At 42.5% G+C, this 15,928-nt stretch carries 20 protein-coding genes and 1 tRNA gene; all 21 read left to right on the top strand.

Going from position 1 to position 15,928, the window contains the following annotated elements:
- The first annotated feature begins 3 nt into the window (after positions 1-3).
- The 21 genes from QM873_RS05420 to QM873_RS05520 all read left to right on the top strand — a co-directional run bounded on the left by QM873_RS05420 (position 4) and on the right by QM873_RS05520 (position 15,764).
- The gene (locus QM873_RS05420) at positions 4-465 is read left to right on the top strand and encodes a GNAT family N-acetyltransferase (protein ID WP_195348237.1); all 462 of its coding nucleotides are present in this window, start codon (positions 4-6) and stop codon (positions 463-465) included.
- Positions 466-511: 46 nt separating this feature from the next.
- A tRNA-Thr gene (locus tag QM873_RS05425) sits at positions 512-584 on the top strand.
- Positions 585-912: 328 nt separating this feature from the next.
- Positions 913-1,224: a LiaF transmembrane domain-containing protein gene (locus QM873_RS05430; protein ID WP_195348238.1), complete on the top strand. Its 312-nt coding sequence runs from the start codon at positions 913-915 to the stop codon at positions 1,222-1,224.
- 177 nt (positions 1,225-1,401) lie between these two features.
- Complete coding sequence (locus QM873_RS05435; protein ID WP_048788766.1) at positions 1,402-1,848, top strand: LytTR family DNA-binding domain-containing protein; 447 nt, start codon at positions 1,402-1,404, stop codon at positions 1,846-1,848.
- A gap of 4 nt (positions 1,849-1,852) precedes the next feature.
- Positions 1,853-2,548, top strand: coding sequence for a LiaF transmembrane domain-containing protein (locus QM873_RS05440; RefSeq protein WP_195348239.1), 696 nt, complete (start codon positions 1,853-1,855; stop codon positions 2,546-2,548).
- A gap of 118 nt (positions 2,549-2,666) precedes the next feature.
- Entirely contained in the window at positions 2,667-2,855 is a 189-nt protein-coding gene (gene rpmB, locus QM873_RS05445) for a 50S ribosomal protein L28 (protein WP_001140948.1), read from the top strand.
- Between the two features lie 142 nt (positions 2,856-2,997).
- A complete protein-coding gene (locus QM873_RS05450) occupies positions 2,998-3,363 on the top strand; it encodes an Asp23/Gls24 family envelope stress response protein (RefSeq protein WP_006594986.1) in 366 nt (121 codons plus the stop codon).
- Between the two features lie 2 nt (positions 3,364-3,365).
- Positions 3,366-5,030 carry a DAK2 domain-containing protein gene (locus tag QM873_RS05455; protein WP_048691480.1) on the top strand — a complete coding sequence of 555 codons (1,665 nt, stop codon included), beginning with the start codon at positions 3,366-3,368 and terminating at the stop codon, positions 5,028-5,030.
- 161 nt (positions 5,031-5,191) lie between these two features.
- On the top strand, positions 5,192-5,761 hold the full coding sequence (locus tag QM873_RS05460; RefSeq protein WP_154854537.1) for an SP0191 family lipoprotein: 570 nt from the start codon (positions 5,192-5,194) through the stop codon (positions 5,759-5,761).
- A 127-nt stretch (positions 5,762-5,888) separates the two neighbouring features.
- Positions 5,889-6,080 carry a hypothetical protein gene (locus QM873_RS05465; RefSeq protein WP_014712940.1) on the top strand — a complete coding sequence of 64 codons (192 nt, stop codon included), beginning with the start codon at positions 5,889-5,891 and terminating at the stop codon, positions 6,078-6,080.
- Complete coding sequence (locus QM873_RS05470) at positions 6,077-6,274, top strand: hypothetical protein (RefSeq protein WP_048714779.1); 198 nt, start codon at positions 6,077-6,079, stop codon at positions 6,272-6,274. The genes QM873_RS05465 and QM873_RS05470 overlap by 4 nt, the downstream gene beginning before the upstream one ends.
- On the top strand, positions 6,261-7,178 hold the full coding sequence (locus QM873_RS05475; RefSeq protein ID WP_414278957.1) for an ABC transporter ATP-binding protein: 918 nt from the start codon (positions 6,261-6,263) through the stop codon (positions 7,176-7,178). Before QM873_RS05470 ends, QM873_RS05475 begins: the two co-directional genes overlap by 14 nt.
- The gene (locus QM873_RS05480) at positions 7,147-7,887 is read left to right on the top strand and encodes an ABC transporter permease (RefSeq protein ID WP_414278958.1); all 741 of its coding nucleotides are present in this window, start codon (positions 7,147-7,149) and stop codon (positions 7,885-7,887) included. Before QM873_RS05475 ends, QM873_RS05480 begins: the two co-directional genes overlap by 32 nt.
- A complete protein-coding gene (locus QM873_RS05485; RefSeq protein ID WP_414278959.1) occupies positions 7,884-8,981 on the top strand; it encodes a sensor histidine kinase in 1,098 nt (365 codons plus the stop codon). The genes QM873_RS05480 and QM873_RS05485 overlap by 4 nt, the downstream gene beginning before the upstream one ends.
- Position 8,982: 1 nt before the next feature.
- On the top strand, positions 8,983-9,582 hold the full coding sequence (locus QM873_RS05490; protein WP_414278960.1) for a response regulator transcription factor: 600 nt from the start codon (positions 8,983-8,985) through the stop codon (positions 9,580-9,582).
- Between the two features lie 187 nt (positions 9,583-9,769).
- On the top strand, positions 9,770-11,470 hold the full coding sequence (locus QM873_RS05495; protein WP_414278961.1) for an acetolactate synthase large subunit: 1,701 nt from the start codon (positions 9,770-9,772) through the stop codon (positions 11,468-11,470).
- On the top strand, positions 11,463-11,939 hold the full coding sequence (ilvN, locus tag QM873_RS05500) for an acetolactate synthase small subunit (protein ID WP_006594976.1): 477 nt from the start codon (positions 11,463-11,465) through the stop codon (positions 11,937-11,939). The genes QM873_RS05495 and ilvN overlap by 8 nt, the downstream gene beginning before the upstream one ends.
- A gap of 64 nt (positions 11,940-12,003) precedes the next feature.
- Positions 12,004-13,026, top strand: coding sequence for a ketol-acid reductoisomerase (gene ilvC, locus QM873_RS05505; protein ID WP_223356143.1), 1,023 nt, complete (start codon positions 12,004-12,006; stop codon positions 13,024-13,026).
- Between the two features lie 215 nt (positions 13,027-13,241).
- A complete protein-coding gene (gene ilvA, locus QM873_RS05510; RefSeq protein WP_414278962.1) occupies positions 13,242-14,492 on the top strand; it encodes a threonine ammonia-lyase IlvA in 1,251 nt (416 codons plus the stop codon).
- Between the two features lie 59 nt (positions 14,493-14,551).
- Complete coding sequence (locus tag QM873_RS05515; RefSeq protein ID WP_023022202.1) at positions 14,552-15,439, top strand: SPFH domain-containing protein; 888 nt, start codon at positions 14,552-14,554, stop codon at positions 15,437-15,439.
- A 109-nt stretch (positions 15,440-15,548) separates the two neighbouring features.
- Entirely contained in the window at positions 15,549-15,764 is a 216-nt protein-coding gene (locus tag QM873_RS05520; RefSeq protein ID WP_006594972.1) for a capsule biosynthesis transcriptional regulator, read from the top strand.
- Positions 15,765-15,928 lie beyond the last annotated feature (164 nt).

Raw genomic sequence — 15,928 nt, forward strand, 5'->3', positions numbered from 1 at the left:
ATGATGCTTGTTATTAAAGAAGTTAAGGATGAAGAGCAAAAAATGGCAGTTGTCGCCGAGGTTTTAAAGGATTTGCCAGAATGGTTTGGAATGCCAGAAAGCACGCAAGCCTACATCGAAGGAGCCAAGGACTTGCAAGTGTGGGCTGCCTATCAGGAGGGTGATTTGCTTGGCTTTGTAAGCTTGTCCTATTCTAGTGAAGATTGTGCAGAGATTGATTGTCTCGGTGTAAAAAAAGCTCATCAAGGCAGGGGGATTGGAAGTCAGTTGCTTGCTACTTTGGAAAGTGAAGCCTGCAAAAAAGTCGACTATTTACAGGTAAAAACAGTGGCAGAAGGTTCTAACAAGGATTATGACCGAACCAATATCTTTTATCGCAGTCTTGGTTTTAAAAAACTAGAGATTTTTCCACAACTTTGGGGGCCTCAAAATCCTTGTCAGATTTTGATTAAAAAGATCAACTAAAAGTGCTTGACATCCGCTATCAGAGTGCTATACTGAGAAAGTAATCGCCGAATTAGCTCAGTTGGTAGAGCAACGCACTCGTAACGCGTAGGTCACAGGTTCGATCCCTGCATTCGGCATTAAACTATACAAGAAAAAGCCCCTTGTGACGGGCTTTTTTTGATGTCGAATCACTTTTTGTACCAAAATTTGTACCAAATGATTAAAAAAATTTTCAAACTCATCTTTGCTTTTCTCAATCGTCATGGACTGGAATGGTTTCATGAAGGAGGGGAACCATCCCCTAAAAATGGCTAGTTCATCTGGCTCATTCATGTTCATGTGACCAGATAGTCCGATAATTTGACCGCTTATCCAAATTTCCTTGTCACCCTTGCCTCTGTTTGTTATAGTAGGTTTATCAAAAGAAGCTAGTCTTCTGATAACATTACAAAAAGAGGTAGTATCATGAAAAAATTAATTGGGCTTGGATTTATCCTTGCAGCTATTGCTGTCATCACCTTTAGTATGGTTGGTTATCCGAAAATAGATGCCAATCTTTGGCCCTTGGTTCCAGTTGTCTTGTTTGCTTTCTTTACGCTTGAAAATGCACTCAAGAAAGACTACAAGTCCAGCTTGATTTGTGCCATCATTGGTTTTATCATTGCCAATGCCATCTATGACCTTCTTCCGATTTCAAATGGGGTCGTGATTACTGCGGGTGTCTTGGCTTGTCTTGGTCTCGGTTTTCTTTTTCCAGACGCACCAAAAGAAAAATAATGCTTCCAATTTTATTCGCTTCAGGGGCTTGGTATGAAGAGATTTCTTCAGACTAAGTCCTTTTTAGCTGTCTGAAAGAACCACTTAGGGGCTGAAAAGAACCACTTACCGAAAAGGTCTTGTAAGATTTCGAACAGCTGTTATAATGTTACTAACAAAGGTTAAGAAAGGAGTCCTATGAAAGTTCGTATCGAATTAGATCCGCAGATGGATGAGCCAGAAATGATCATTCGGGCTCCTCGATTGACGGAGGATGTCGCCCGCTTGCAACAGTTGATCTTGGAGCAAAAAATGACGCCCTTGACCTTTTACAAGGATCGAAGCGAGTACTTTGTAGATGTGTCAGAAATTCTCTTCTTTGAGACAGATGGTGAAAAGATCTATGGACATACCAGAGAAGAGGCTTATGAGGTCCGTCAAAAACTCTACGAATTGGAAGAAATCTTGCCGATTGCTTTCTGTCGCATCTCCAAGTCGACCATCGTCAATACCAAGCAGATTTATTCCATCGAAAAATCTTTTTCGGGAACCAGTACAGTAAACTTTTATCAAACCCATAAGCAGGTACACGTGTCCCGACACTATTATCAACTCTTAAAAGAACGGTTAAAGGAAATGAGGTAACAAAATGAAAAATAAATTAATTGGGATTTTCTTAATCCTCCTAGCAGCTTTGGTGCTCTTACAAGGCTATTTTGTAAAATGGGAGATCAGTATCTGGACGCTGGCTTGGGTTGTCTTGCTCGCAGTCCTTTCCCTCTCTAGTTTCTTGAAGCGCCACTTTGGTTGGGGCTTCCTATATGGGATCTTGGCCCTCTTCTCCCTTAATGGCCAATACCATTTTCTTCCAGTATCCAATTCGGTGGTCATCTTTTCTTCTATTTTAGCGGTAATCGGTCTCAATATTCTCTTCAAGCCTTCCAAAAAAGCAAAAACTACTTGGAACTCCTACTCAGCAGGAACATCTTCGCAAACTGCTGGCAATGACATCGACGTCTCCTTCTCTACAGTGACCAAGTATTTGAATGACCAGAATTTTACGGGTGGGAGTGCGGATGTGAGCTTGGGAGAAGCTTCTATCTATTTTGACAATTGCCGGATAGAAGGACCCTCAGCCCAGTTTGCGGTGGATGTCTCCCTTGGAAGTTTGAGTCTCTATGTCCCGAGCGACTGGCGGGTTCATGTCAATGTAGAAAGTTCTCTGTCAGCTATCCAACACCAGGAAAATCCTAGCAATTTAACCAGCAAAGACTTTTACATCGTCGGAGAGGTCTCACTGGGGAATCTAGAAATCATCTATGTAGGTGAGAATAACTTTTCATAAGCCGATCTAAGAAAAACTTATTCAAAGGTCTTGCCAAGAGAAAGTTTTTTTGGTAATATAGTACGGTATGTGGTGCTAGCACATCCGTAATATTAGATCTAATAGGAGGCAAAACAGAATGGCTAAAGTATGTTATTTTACTGGTCGTAAGACTGTATCAGGAAACAACCGTTCACACGCGATGAACCAAACCAAACGTGCCGTAAAACCAAACCTTCAAAAAGTAACTGTCCTTATCGATGGTAAACCTAAAAAAGTTTGGGCTTCAGCTCGTGCATTGAAATCTGGTAAAGTAGAACGCGTTTAATCAGAAATGAGGATCTCTTGGAGATCCTTTTCTTTTCTCTTTTTGGACATTTGTATCAACCGATAGGAGAAAGGTGTATCCCTTTTACACGCGCCCTCTTTTATGGTAAAATAGAATATAAAATACTTTTGAGGTAGAAATTATGACAGTAAAAATCAATACAAAAGATGGTCAAATTGAATTGACCGATGATGTCATCGCAACTGTTGTAGGCGGTGCAGCCACTGAAATTTTTGGAGTGGTTGGAATGGCCAGCAAAAACGCGATTAAAGATAATTTCCAAGCTCTCTTAGGTAAGGAAAACTACTCTAAGGGTGTCGTTGTGAAAACAGCGGAAGCAGGAAGTATTGCGGTTGATGTTTACACTGTTTTGAGCTATGGTACAAAGATTAGCGAAGTCTCAAAAAATATTCAAGAGCGTGTCAAATTCAGTTTAGAAAATCAACTTGGAATCACAACGGATACAGTCAACGTCTATATCCAAAACATTAAAATTGTGGGAGAATAATCGTGTCTAAAATTACAACTAGTTTATTTCAAGAAATGGTCCAAGCAGGGGCTACTCGCTTAAATAAACAAGCCGAGTATGTCAATTCATTGAACGTTTTTCCTGTACCAGACGGTGATACTGGAACCAACATGGGAATGACCATTGAAAATGGTGCAAAAGAAGTAGCTGATCGCTCTGCTTCAACTGTCGGAGAAGCAGCAAATATCTTTGCGAAGGGGCTTTTGATGGGAGCGCGTGGAAACTCAGGGGTTATTACTTCTCAGTTGTTCCGTGGATTTTCTCAAAGTGTCAAAGACAAGGATGAATTGGATGGAGCAGCTCTTGCGGCAGCCTTCCAAGCAGGGGTTGAAGTAGCTTATAAAGCTGTTATGAAGCCTGTCGAAGGAACCATCTTGACCGTTTCTCGTGGTGCTGCCATCGGTGCTAAGAAAAAAGCAGAATCTACCAATGATGCTGTTGAAGTCATGCGTGCGGCCCTTGAAGGAGCTAAGACAGCTCTTGCCAAAACACCAGATATGCTTCCTGTATTGAAGGAAGTTGGTGTAGTGGACTCTGGTGGTCAAGGTTTGGTCTTCATTTATGAAGGATTCCTATCAGCTTTGACAGGAGAGTTCATCGCTTCTGAAGAATTTGTGGCGACTCCAGCAACCATGTCAGAAATGATCAATGCAGAACACCACAAGTCCGTAGCGGGCCATGTGGCAACCGAGGATATCACCTTTGGTTACTGTACTGAGATCATGGTCGCTTTGAAACAAGGTCCAACCTATGTCAAAGACTTTGACTACGACGAATTCCGTAATTATTTGAACAATCTTGGGGATTCTCTATTAGTCGTCAACGATGATGAAATCGTCAAAGTCCACGTCCATACTGAAGATCCAGGTCTTGTCATGCAAGAAGGTCTTAAGTACGGAAGCTTGGTTAAGGTGAAAGTCGACAACATGCGCAACCAGCACGAAGCACAAGTTGAAAAAGAAGAACGTCAAGCGAAACCAGCTGAAGCAAAAGAATATGCGATTATTGCAGTCGTTGCGGGTGACGGTTTAGCGGATATCTTCAAAGCGCAAGGAGTGGATTACATCATCTCTGGTGGTCAAACCATGAACCCTTCGACAGAAGACTTTGTCAAAGCTGTTGAAGAGTTGAATGCGCGCAACATCATTATCTTGCCAAATAACAAAAACATCTTGATGGCGGCTCAATCTGCAGCAGAAGTCATTGAGCAACCAGCAGCAGTCGTAGAGACGAAGACCATCCCTCAAGGATTGACCAGTCTTCTTGCCTTTGATGAGAGCAAGTCGATCGAAGAAAACTACGAACGCATGAGCGCTTCATTGGAAGATGTTGTTTCAGGTAGTGTGACGACAGCCGTTCGTGATACCACTATTGATGGTCTTGAAATCCATGAAAACGACAATCTTGGAATGGTTGATGGTAAGATCGTCGTTTCCAATCCAGATATGATGGAAACCTTGACAGCAACCTTTGACAAGATGTTGGACGAAGATAGTGAAATTGTCACGATTTATATCGGTGAAGATGGTAAAGAAGAAGTAGCCAATGACTTGGCTCAAAACTTGATGGCTAAATATGAGGACGTCGAAGTCGAAATTCATCAAGGAAATCAACCAGTTTACCCATATTTGTTTAGCGTTGAATAATCAAAAAATTTCAAAAATAGCAGGAAAAAGAGCCAAAAAATGATTTTTTGGCCCTTTTTTTGATAAAAAAAGCTTTATGAAAGCGATTAGATAGGTGTTTTTAGACAATTTTTATTTGATATGTTATACTTTAGAAAAATAGAAATAGGAGAAAAAAGCAAATGAAAAAGGTAATCTGCTTTTTAGGAGCTTTGCTTTTTGTGATGACGGGTTGTGCTACTAAGTCCCAGTCCACAGAAACATCAAAAAGCTCAACCACTACTTCGATAGAAAAAAGTGAAACTGTTACCAGTGAGGCAAAGGAAGAAACCAAGGTTCTCACTGCAGAAATCAATGGCAATCAACATCGCTACACCATCACGACAAAAGGTGATAAGGTTCAGAAATTAAAGTTAGATGTTTTATCGGCCCTACCAGAAAAAATTGCCACTAATTCAGCTAATTTAAGTCCTGAAGAAATGACAAAAATTATCAATGAAGGTTTGCAGTCAGATTCAGAATACAAGGCTCTGAAAGACACAGCTGGCTTCAGTATCGAATATAAGGTCACTCCAGAGAAAAAATTAGCCTCAACAGTCTCTGTTGATATGGAAACCATTGATTGGGACAAGGTTAAAGATCTATCTTACTTTAAAGATCTTGGTATCGGTGACCTAAAAGACATCAAGGCATCGACCGTTTTCACAGGATTAAAACTCCATGGTTTCAAAGAAGAAACCCCAGCACCATAGGCTCGGACTCTTGTCCGGCCTTTTTTTATTTTCCATGACATTTGTCATGTGAGCCAGTGACAAAATCATCTAGTGGGCAGTTATTCCTTTCGCTATAATATAGTCAGAAAGTAAGAGGTAAGGAAAAATGAAACAATGGTTCTATAAAGTGTTTACGTTAACAGTGGTTGGGATGGTCGTCTATTTGATCTTTTCAAAGGATGATAGTCTCTATTACCATTTCCCTTGGGAATTATTTGCTGGGATTGGCATCATGAGCTGGGCGGTCCAAGAAGGATTGAAGATGATCAAGGCTGTTAAAAAGGAGATGGAGCAATGAAAAAGAAACTTGAAATTGGATTGGTAGCTGTTTTGTGTTTGCTCCTTTGGGTAACTGAGATGATGACGGGCTGGTTTTCTGCCCATTTTCCTAGCTGGTTTTTCCAAACGGTTTGGGGAGTGACCTTGGTCGTCTATGTCATCATTCCAGCTGGCCAGATTTGGTTGAAAGGAGAGTCTCATGAGTGTCATTAGAGTAGAGAACTTGAACAAAAGTATCAGAGGAAAGGTGATCCTAGAAGATCTTTCTTTTACAGTCGAGAGAGGGGACTGTCTGGCCTTGATTGGGCCAAACGGGGCAGGGAAGACAACCTTGATGAATTGCCTCCTAGGAGATAGGAAGGTGACTTCTGGAATCATTGAAATAGAAGGAAAAGCTCCTGGCCATCCTCAACTAAAGGCTAGTGTCTCTTATCTCCCTCAAGAGAATGCCATCGTGCAAAAGCTAACCGTGCAGGAACTGATCAGTTTCTTTCGCTCCATTTATCCCAACCCTTTAACGGTCAATGACATCGATGATTTATTGCGTTTTACTCCAGAACAAAAGAAGCAATTAGCCAGTAAGCTGTCTGGTGGGCAAAAGCGTCTCCTATCCTTTGTGTTGACCTTGATTGGTCGTCCCAGTCTTCTGTTTCTGGATGAGCCAACGGCTGCCATGGATACGTCCACTCGCCAACGCTTTTGGGAGATCGTAGGGCATTTAAAGGACCAAGGTGTGACTATAGTCTATTCTTCCCATTACATCGAGGAAGTAGAGCATACAGCTGACCGGATCCTGGTCTTGCACCAGGGCCATTTGCTTCGGGATACGACACCTCTCGCTATGAGAAGCGAAGAGGTAGAAAAACATTTCACCCTTCCTTTGCGTTACAAAGCTCTAGTGGCCGAGATGGAAGGGATTGGTCAAGTGACGGTCAAACCCGATGCCCTTCAGGTTGTGACAGGTGATGCCAATCGTTTGTGGAGGCGATTGCAGGAAGAAGGCTGTTCGATCCAAGAGATCGAGGTGACCAATAGAAGTTTATTGGATTCTATTTTTGAAAATACAAAGGAAGTAGGTAGAGAAGATGAAACGCATGAAAGCTCTCGGCGTGGTTGAGTGGCATTTGACTCGACGCCAAGCCATTTATTACTTGTTATCAATTGGGATGCCCACGGCCTTTTATCTCTTCTTTTCAGGGCTGTACCAGGACACACCAGGGGCACCGGCTCATTTTATGAGGGATTATCTCCTCTCCATGACGGCTTTTTCCATGATGTCTACGGCTCTGTTTTCTTTTCCAACAGTTCTTGAAACCGATCGGCTTAATAATTGGCAAAAAGTCTTGAGCCATACCCCCGTATCTATGGTAGAATATTATCTAATAAAGGTTGCGGGTCTCTTTGTAGACTTTCTTCTCTCTATTGGGGTCGTCTTTACAGTGGGTCATGTGGTGCGCCATGTGAACATGCCCTTACAGGATTGGGTCTTAGCAGCCTTCCTTCTCATCCTAGGAAGTCTAGCTTTTGTAGCTATCGGTCTGGTCTTGACCTTGCTTCCTTCCAGTCAATTGATGTCGGTTGCGGGCAATCTCCTCTATATGGGACTGGCTGTCATGGGTGGCCTATGGATGCCGATTAGTGTCTTTCCAGAATGGATGCAAGCTATTGGCAAATGCCTGCCAACCTATCAATTGATGGAACTGATCAAGACCTTTTTAAACAAGGGGCAGGTTAATGTCTTGGCTAGTCTCTATTTAACCTTGTTTACCTTGCTCTTGTTTGCTCTTGTCATCGTCTATCGTCGTCATTCTGAGGTTCGTGCATGATTGAAAAACTCAAACGCATCCATTATATGTTTTACGCTAGCCTAGTTTTTATGGGCTTTCCATTTATCTCTATTTTATTAGGGGAGGTTCCCTACTGGCACTTCTTTTTAGCCCTCTTGTTTATTGCCTCCTATTTAGAGATTTTGATGACAGAAAACAAAAAGCTGACCTGGGTCTGTTGGTTTTATCTCCTAGCCTATGTAGCAGGAAATACTCTTTATATTAATCCCAACTATTTTTGGTTTTATTTCTTCATCAGCAATCTGTTGGTCTATCACTTTGAAATACGCAATTTGCGCTCTCCCTATCTTTGGACAGTTTTTCTGTCACAATTCCTGCTTTTTGGGATTATCTTTTTCAAACAGAGTGCGATGGAATATGAATGGGTATTTTTAATCATCATTTTTTTCTTTACCCATGCTATGACCTACGGCATGGTCCGGATTCGAATGATGGAGGAGTTGAAAGTCGACCATGCCAAGCAAAACGCCCAGATCAATCTCTTGCTGGCTGAAAACGAACGCCATCGGATTGGCCGCGATCTACATGACAGCCTGGGACACACCTTTGCCATGCTCAGTGTCAAGGCAGATCTAGCCGATCAATTTTTAGCATTAGGACAGGTTGAGAAGGCTCAGGAGCAGGTACAAGAGATTCAAGCCATTAGCCAAGAGTCCATGCACCAAGTCCGAGAGATTGTGGAGAACTTGAAGCAGCGAACCCTGACAAGAGAGCTAGAAACTGTCCAGCAAATGCTAGAAGTGGCGCAAGTCAAAGTGGAGATTCAGAATGAGCTCGATACAGCTAGCATCTCGCCGATCCTAGAGTCTGCTCTGGCCATGGTGTCTCTGGAATTAGCCACTAATATGATCAAACATGCCAAAGCGACGCAGGCCTTTCTCTCTTATTGCTCCACCGAGACAGGTGTAGAAATGGTTGCAGAAGACAATGGCATCGGCTTTAGTAAAGTTTCCGATAAGGATCTGCACTCGATCCGCGAACGGATTGCCTTATTGGGAGGAGAGTTAGAGATCAGTCGTCGTCACAAGCCAACCCGCATAGAAATACGGATCCCCTATCAAGAAAGGAAATAAGATGCGCTTATTAGTTGCTGAAGACCAAAGTATGTTACGCGATGCCCTCTGTCAGCTCTTGCTTTTGCAAGAGGATGTAGAAGAAGTCTTGCAGGCTGGAGACGGGCAAGAAGCTATTCGCTTACTCGAAACCCATCCAGTCGATATTGCTATCTTAGATATTGAGATGCCCATCAAAACAGGGCTAGAAGTGTTGGAATGGGCCAAAAGTCAACAACCCCAGCTCAAGGTTGTCATCGTTACCACCTTTAAGCGGCCGGGTTACTTTGAGCGGGCCCTGAAGGCTGGAGTCGATGCCTATGTCTTAAAAGAACGCCGCATCACGGACTTGATGGCTACTCTTCATACGGTTTTGGCAGGTCAAAAAGAATATTCTCCTGAATTAATGGAGGGAATCTTGACCCATCCCAATCCTCTAAGTTCTCAGGAGCAAGCAGTCCTAAAAGAAGTCGCCAAAGGAGCTTCCAACCAAGAAATTGCTGATCGTTTATTTCTCTCTAACGGGACCATCCGCAATTATATGTCAGCGATTCTGACTAAATTGGATGCAGAGAACCGGACCGAGGCAGCAAAGATTGCCCAAGAAAGGGGCTGGCTATAAGCAAGCAAAGTTTCTAGGATTCCTAGAGACTTTTTTGATTGGATTGTTCTTTTTTCAGGAAATATCTCATTATTCGGATTTGGATAGAAAATTCAGAAAATTTGTGATTTTTACTTGAAAAGTTATTTGAAAAAAGGTATGATAGTAGCATGCTCATTTGATAATCAAAGAAACAGAAAGGAGAGACATGGAGAAAATTACCTTAGAAACTGCAAAGACAGGTTCAGAGCTTGTACTAGAAACGCTTCGAGACCTTGGAATCGATACCATTTTTGGTTACCCAGGTGGAGCTGTTTTGCCCCTTTATGATGCTATTTATAGTTTTAAAGGGATCAAACACATTCTTGGTCGACATGAACAAGGTTGCTTGCATGAAGCTGAAGGCTATGCCAAATCAACTGGGAAGCTAGGTGTGGCCGTCGTCACAAGTGGACCTGGGGCAACCAATGCCATTACAGGGATTGCAGATGCCATGAGTGATAGTGTTCCACTTCTTGTGTTTACTGGACAGGTCAATCGTTCTGGGATTGGGAAAGATGCCTTTCAAGAGGCAGATATTGTTGGGATTACCATGCCGATTACTAAGTACAATTACCAAGTACGTGAGACAGCGGATATTCCACGGGTTATCACGGAAGCCGTCCACATTGCGACAACTGGGCGTCCAGGCCCCGTCGTCATTGACCTTCCAAAAGATGTCTCTGCCTTAGAAACAGATTATATTTTCAATCCGGCCATCAATATTCCAAGTTACCAGCCGACCATTGACCCTAATGAATTGCAGATTAAGAAAATCTTGAAGCAACTGGGCAAGGCTAAACAACCAGTCCTCTTGGCTGGAGGCGGCGTCAGCTATGCAGAAGCGGCGGACGAATTGGTAGCCTTGGCAGAGCGCTATCAGATTCCTGTGGTAACTAGTCTTCTAGGACAGGGGACGATTGCGACCAGTCACCCTCTCTTCCTTGGGATGGGAGGCATGCACGGTTCCTTTGCGGCCAATATTGCCATGACAGAAGCAGATTTCATGATTAGCATCGGTTGTCGTTTTGATGACCGACTGACAGGAAATCCAAAAACCTTTGCGAAGAATGCTAAAGTCGCTCACATTGATATTGACCCAGCAGAGATCGGTAAAATCATTGCAGTCGATATTCCAGTCGTTGGTGATGCCAAAAAAGCCTTAAAACAGTTATTAGCAGAGCCGGTAGTTCATAACAATACGGAGAAATGGGTCGAGAAGGTTACCAAAGATAAAAATCGGGTTCGTTCTTATGATAAGAAAGAACGTGTCGTCCAACCCCAAGCGGTTATTGAACGCGTGGGTGAGTTGACTAAGGGCGGTGCCATCGTCGTGACTGACGTTGGCCAACACCAGATGTGGGCAGCTCAGTACTACCCATATCAAAATGAACGGCAGTTGGTGACTTCTGGTGGACTAGGGACCATGGGCTTCGGTGTGCCAGCCGCCATTGGTGCTAAGATTGCTAATCCGGATAAAGAAGTTGTGCTCTTTGTCGGAGATGGTGGTTTCCAGATGACCAATCAGGAATTGGCTATCTTGAATGTTTACAAGATTCCAATCAAGGTCATCATGCTCAACAACCATTCACTTGGGATGGTTCGTCAGTGGCAAGAAGCCTTCTATGATGGGCGGACATCAGAGTCTGTCTTTGAAACCTTGCCTGACTTCCAATTGATGGCGCAAGCCTATGGGATTAAGAATTACAAATTTGATAATCCTGAAACCCTTGAGAAAGATTTGGAAGTCATTACCGAAGATGTACCAATGTTCATCGAGATCGACATTTCTCGGAAAGAGCACGTTTTACCAATGGTACCAGCTGGTAAGAGCAATCATGAGATGTTGGGGGTGAAGTTTAATGCGTAGAATGTTAACAGCCAAACTTCAAAACCGGTCTGGGGTTCTCAATCGCTTCACTGGTGTCTTGTCTAGACGACAAGTCAACATTGAGAGCATCTCAGTAGGAGCAACAGAAAATCCGAATGTATCACGGATTACCATCATCATCGATGTTGCCTCTCATGATGAAGTCGAACAAATCATCAAGCAACTCAATCGCCAGGTCGATGTGATTCGCGTCCGAGACATTACAGATAAACCTCACCTAGAGCGTGAAGTGATTCTGATCAAGGTCTCTGCACCAGCAGAGAAACGGGCAGAATTGCTGGCTATTATCCAGCCCTTCCGCGCAACTGTGGTAGATGTGGCTCCAAGTTCCATCACCGTGCAGATGACAGGAAATGCAGAGAAGAACGAAGCTCTCTTGCGTGTCATTCGTCCTTATGGGATTAAAAATGTCGCACGGACTGGTGCAACTGGCTTTACTCGCGATTAAAATCCAACCTAAATTTGTTAAAATAGCCTAATAGGCAATAAAAATAGAAAAGAGAGAAAAAACTATGGCAGTTCAAATGGAATACGAAAAAGATGTAAAAGTAGCAGCACTTGACGGTAAAAAAATCGCCGTTATCGGTTATGGATCACAGGGTCATGCCCACGCACAAAACTTGCGTGACTCAGGTCATGATGTGATCATCGGTGTACGTCCAGGTAAATCTTTTGACAAAGCAAAAGAAGATGGTTTTGATACTTACACAGTAGCAGAAGCAACTAAATTGGCTGACGTTATCATGATCTTGGCTCCAGACGAAATCCAACAAGAATTGTACGAAGCAGAAATTGCTCCAAACTTGGAAGCTGGTAATGCTGTTGGATTTGCACATGGTTTCAACATCCACTTCGAATTCATCAAAGTTCCTGCAGATGTTGATGTCTTCATGTGTGCGCCTAAAGGACCTGGTCACTTGGTACGCCGTACGTATGAAGAAGGATTTGGTGTTCCTGCACTTTACGCTGTCTACCAAGATGCTACAGGAAATGCTAAAGATATCGCCATGGACTGGTGTAAAGGTGTTGGTTCAGCACGCGTTGGTCTTTTGGAAACAACTTATAAAGAAGAAACTGAAGAAGATTTGTTTGGTGAACAAGCCGTTCTCTGTGGGGGTTTGACTGCCCTTATCGAAGCAGGTTTTGAAGTCTTGACGGAAGCTGGATACGCTCCAGAATTGGCTTACTTTGAAGTACTTCACGAAATGAAACTCATCGTTGACTTGATCTACGAAGGTGGATTCAAGAAAATGCGTCAATCAATCTCTAACACTGCTGAATACGGTGACTACGTGTCAGGTCCACGTGTGATCACTGAACAAGTGAAAGAAAACATGAAAGCCGTTCTTGCGGATATCCAAAATGGTACATTCGCCAACGACTTTGTGAACGACTACAAAGCTGGTCGTCCAAAATTGACTGCTTACCGTGAACAAGCGGCTAACCTTGAAATCGAAAAAGTTGGTGCTGAATTGCGTAAAGCAATGCCATTCGTTGGAAAAAATGACGACGACGCCTTTAAAATCTATAACTAATGAGGTGATGGTGAAGTTGGGAGAAATCCCAACTTCTTTTTCATCAATAGCAGAGATGGATTGGAAGGTATTTTCAACCATTTAGCAGAGTCTGTATGAAGAGACGTGCCATATCGAACATTTTGGGTGATTTTTCTGAAAATTTGGAAAACACGCTGAAATTTTTGCAGTCTTTTGATATAATTAGATGAAATAAGGAGAAGAAGAGGAAGACCATGATAACATCGAAAGATATCATAAAAGCCCACAAGGTCTTAAAGGGTGTGGTTGTTGATACTCCCTTAGATTATGATCATTATTTATCCGAAAAGTATGGAGCAAAAATCTATTTGAAGAAGGAAAATGCGCAACGGGTTCGTTCCTTTAAGATTCGTGGAGCCTACTACGCGATTTCTCAGTTACATGCGAAAGAGAGAGAGCGAGGAGTAGTCTGTGCCTCGGCGGGCAATCATGCTCAAGGAGTTGCCTACACCTGCCGGGAAATGAAAATCCCAGCGACCATCTTTATGCCGATTACGACACCTCAGCAAAAGATTAGCCAAGTTCGTTTCTTTGGTGGAGAGTATGTGACCATTAAATTAGTAGGAGATACTTTTGATGCTTCTTCTAAGGCGGCGCAGGAATATACCGAGCTTAAAAACTGTACCTTCATTGATCCATTTGATGATGCCAATGTCCAAGCGGGTCAAGGAACTGTAGCCTACGAAATTCTAGAGGAAGCTAAGAAAGAGTCCATCGACTTCGATGCGGTGTTAGTACCAGTTGGTGGGGGAGGCCTCATCGCCGGAGTATCCACCTATATCAAGGAACAAGCGCCGGGAATCGAGGTTATTGGGATCGAAGCAGATGGTGCTCGGTCGATGAAGGCAGCCTTTGAAGCTGGAGGCCCAGTAAAACTCAAACAAATCGATAAGTTTGCGGATGGGATTGCTGTTCAAAAGGTAGGCCAGTTAACTTATGAAGCAACGAAAAAAAATGTTGAGACCTTGATTGGCGTCAACGAGGGCTTGATCTCTGAGACCTTGATTGATCTTTATTCTAAGCAAGGCTTGGTTGCAGAACCAGCTGGAGCTGCCAGTGTTGCAGCCTTAGAAGTGTTGAGAGAGTATATCAAAGGGAAGACCATTTGCTGTGTGATTTCTGGGGGGAACAATGATATTAACCGGATGCCAGAGATGGAAGAGCGAGCTTTGATCTATGATGGGATCAAACACTACTTCATCGTCAACTTCCCGCAACGTCCAGGAGCTCTTCGAGAATTTGTAAATGATATCTTAGGACCAAATGACGATATCACGCGGTTTGAGTACATCAAACGAGCAAGTAAGGGGACTGGCCCAGTCTTGATTGGGGTTGCTTTGGCAGATAAGCATGACTATGCAGGTCTGATCAATCGGATTGAACAATTTGACCCTTCTTTCATTAACCTAAATGGAAATGAAACCCTCTATAACATGTTGGTATGATGGCTTCTTTAACAAAGAGTCACTTAAAAAAGTAATAAAATAAAAAGGAGAATCAGGAAATGATTTGGATTTTTCTATTGGCTATTCTAGTAGTTGGAGCTACTGTATTCATTAGCTCACTCTATGTGGTGAAACAACAATCTGTTGCGATTATTGAGCGTTTTGGACGCTACCAAAAAATCAGCAACAGTGGGATTCATGTCCGTGCACCATTTGGAATCGATAAAATTGCTGCGCGTGTGCAATTGCGTCTCTTGCAAAGCGAGATTGTGGTTGAAACGAAGACACAAGATAACGTATTCGTTACCATGAATGTCGCGACACAATACCGTGTAAATGAAAACAATGTAACGGATGCTTACTACAAATTGATGCGCCCAGAAGCTCAGATCAAATCTTACATCGAAGATGCTTTGCGCTCATCTGTTCCAAAGTTGACCTTGGATGAATTGTTTGAGAAAAAGGATGAAATCGCCCTTGAGGTTCAAAAACAAGTAGCTGAAGAAATGTCAACCTACGGGTATATCATTGTAAAAACCTTGATTACCAAGGTTGAACCAGATGCTGAAGTGAAGCAGTCAATGAATGAAATCAACGCTGCTCAACGGAAACGTGTGGCTGCCCAAGAATTGGCTGAAGCGGACAAGATTAAGATTGTTACTGCAGCCGAAGCGGAAGCTGAAAAAGATCGCCTTCACGGGGTCGGGATTGCAGAGCAACGGAAGGCTATTGTAGATGGTTTGGCAGATTCTATCAAGGAATTGAAAGACACCAATGTGAATTTGACAGAAGAACAGATTATGTCGATTCTTTTGACCAACCAATATTTGGATACTTTGAATAACTTTGCAGAAAAACAAGGTACCAATACCCTCTTCTTACCAGCAAATCCGGATGGCGTAGAGAATATTCGCACCCAAATCCTCTCAGCTTTAAAAGCTAAATAACAAAATATCTGACTTTTTTAAAATTGTTCGTATTTTCAGCTATTATGGTTGACAAAATATGCAAAAAATTTTATATTAGTATTGGAAATAATAATATAGGAGAAGAATCATGGCTAAATCGAACTTCGAAAAAGTGGAATCAGTTGTTGGTTGGGTACGTGATAAAAAGATCACTGGCTATCGTATCAGTAAAGAAACGAACGCCCGTGAAATGTCTATCATTGCACTTGCGCAAGGTCGTGCAAAAGTGAAAAACATTTCGTTTGAAACTGCGCTTGGCTTGATCGATTTTTATGATAAGAATCATCAAAAATTCGAAAATTAAACTTAGATATAAAAAAGAAGGGAAAAAGCTTCCCTTCTTTTTATATAGTATAAATCAGGATATCGTAGGAAAGTATCACTAGCTTACTTCATATCTATCAAAGGATTTCAACAAGTTTATGTGTGGAATCGTGCTTTCAATTGATGGTATTTAAAAACTCCCTC

This window comes from Streptococcus australis, from assembly GCF_047463015.1.
Classification (GTDB): domain Bacteria; phylum Bacillota; class Bacilli; order Lactobacillales; family Streptococcaceae; genus Streptococcus; species Streptococcus australis_F.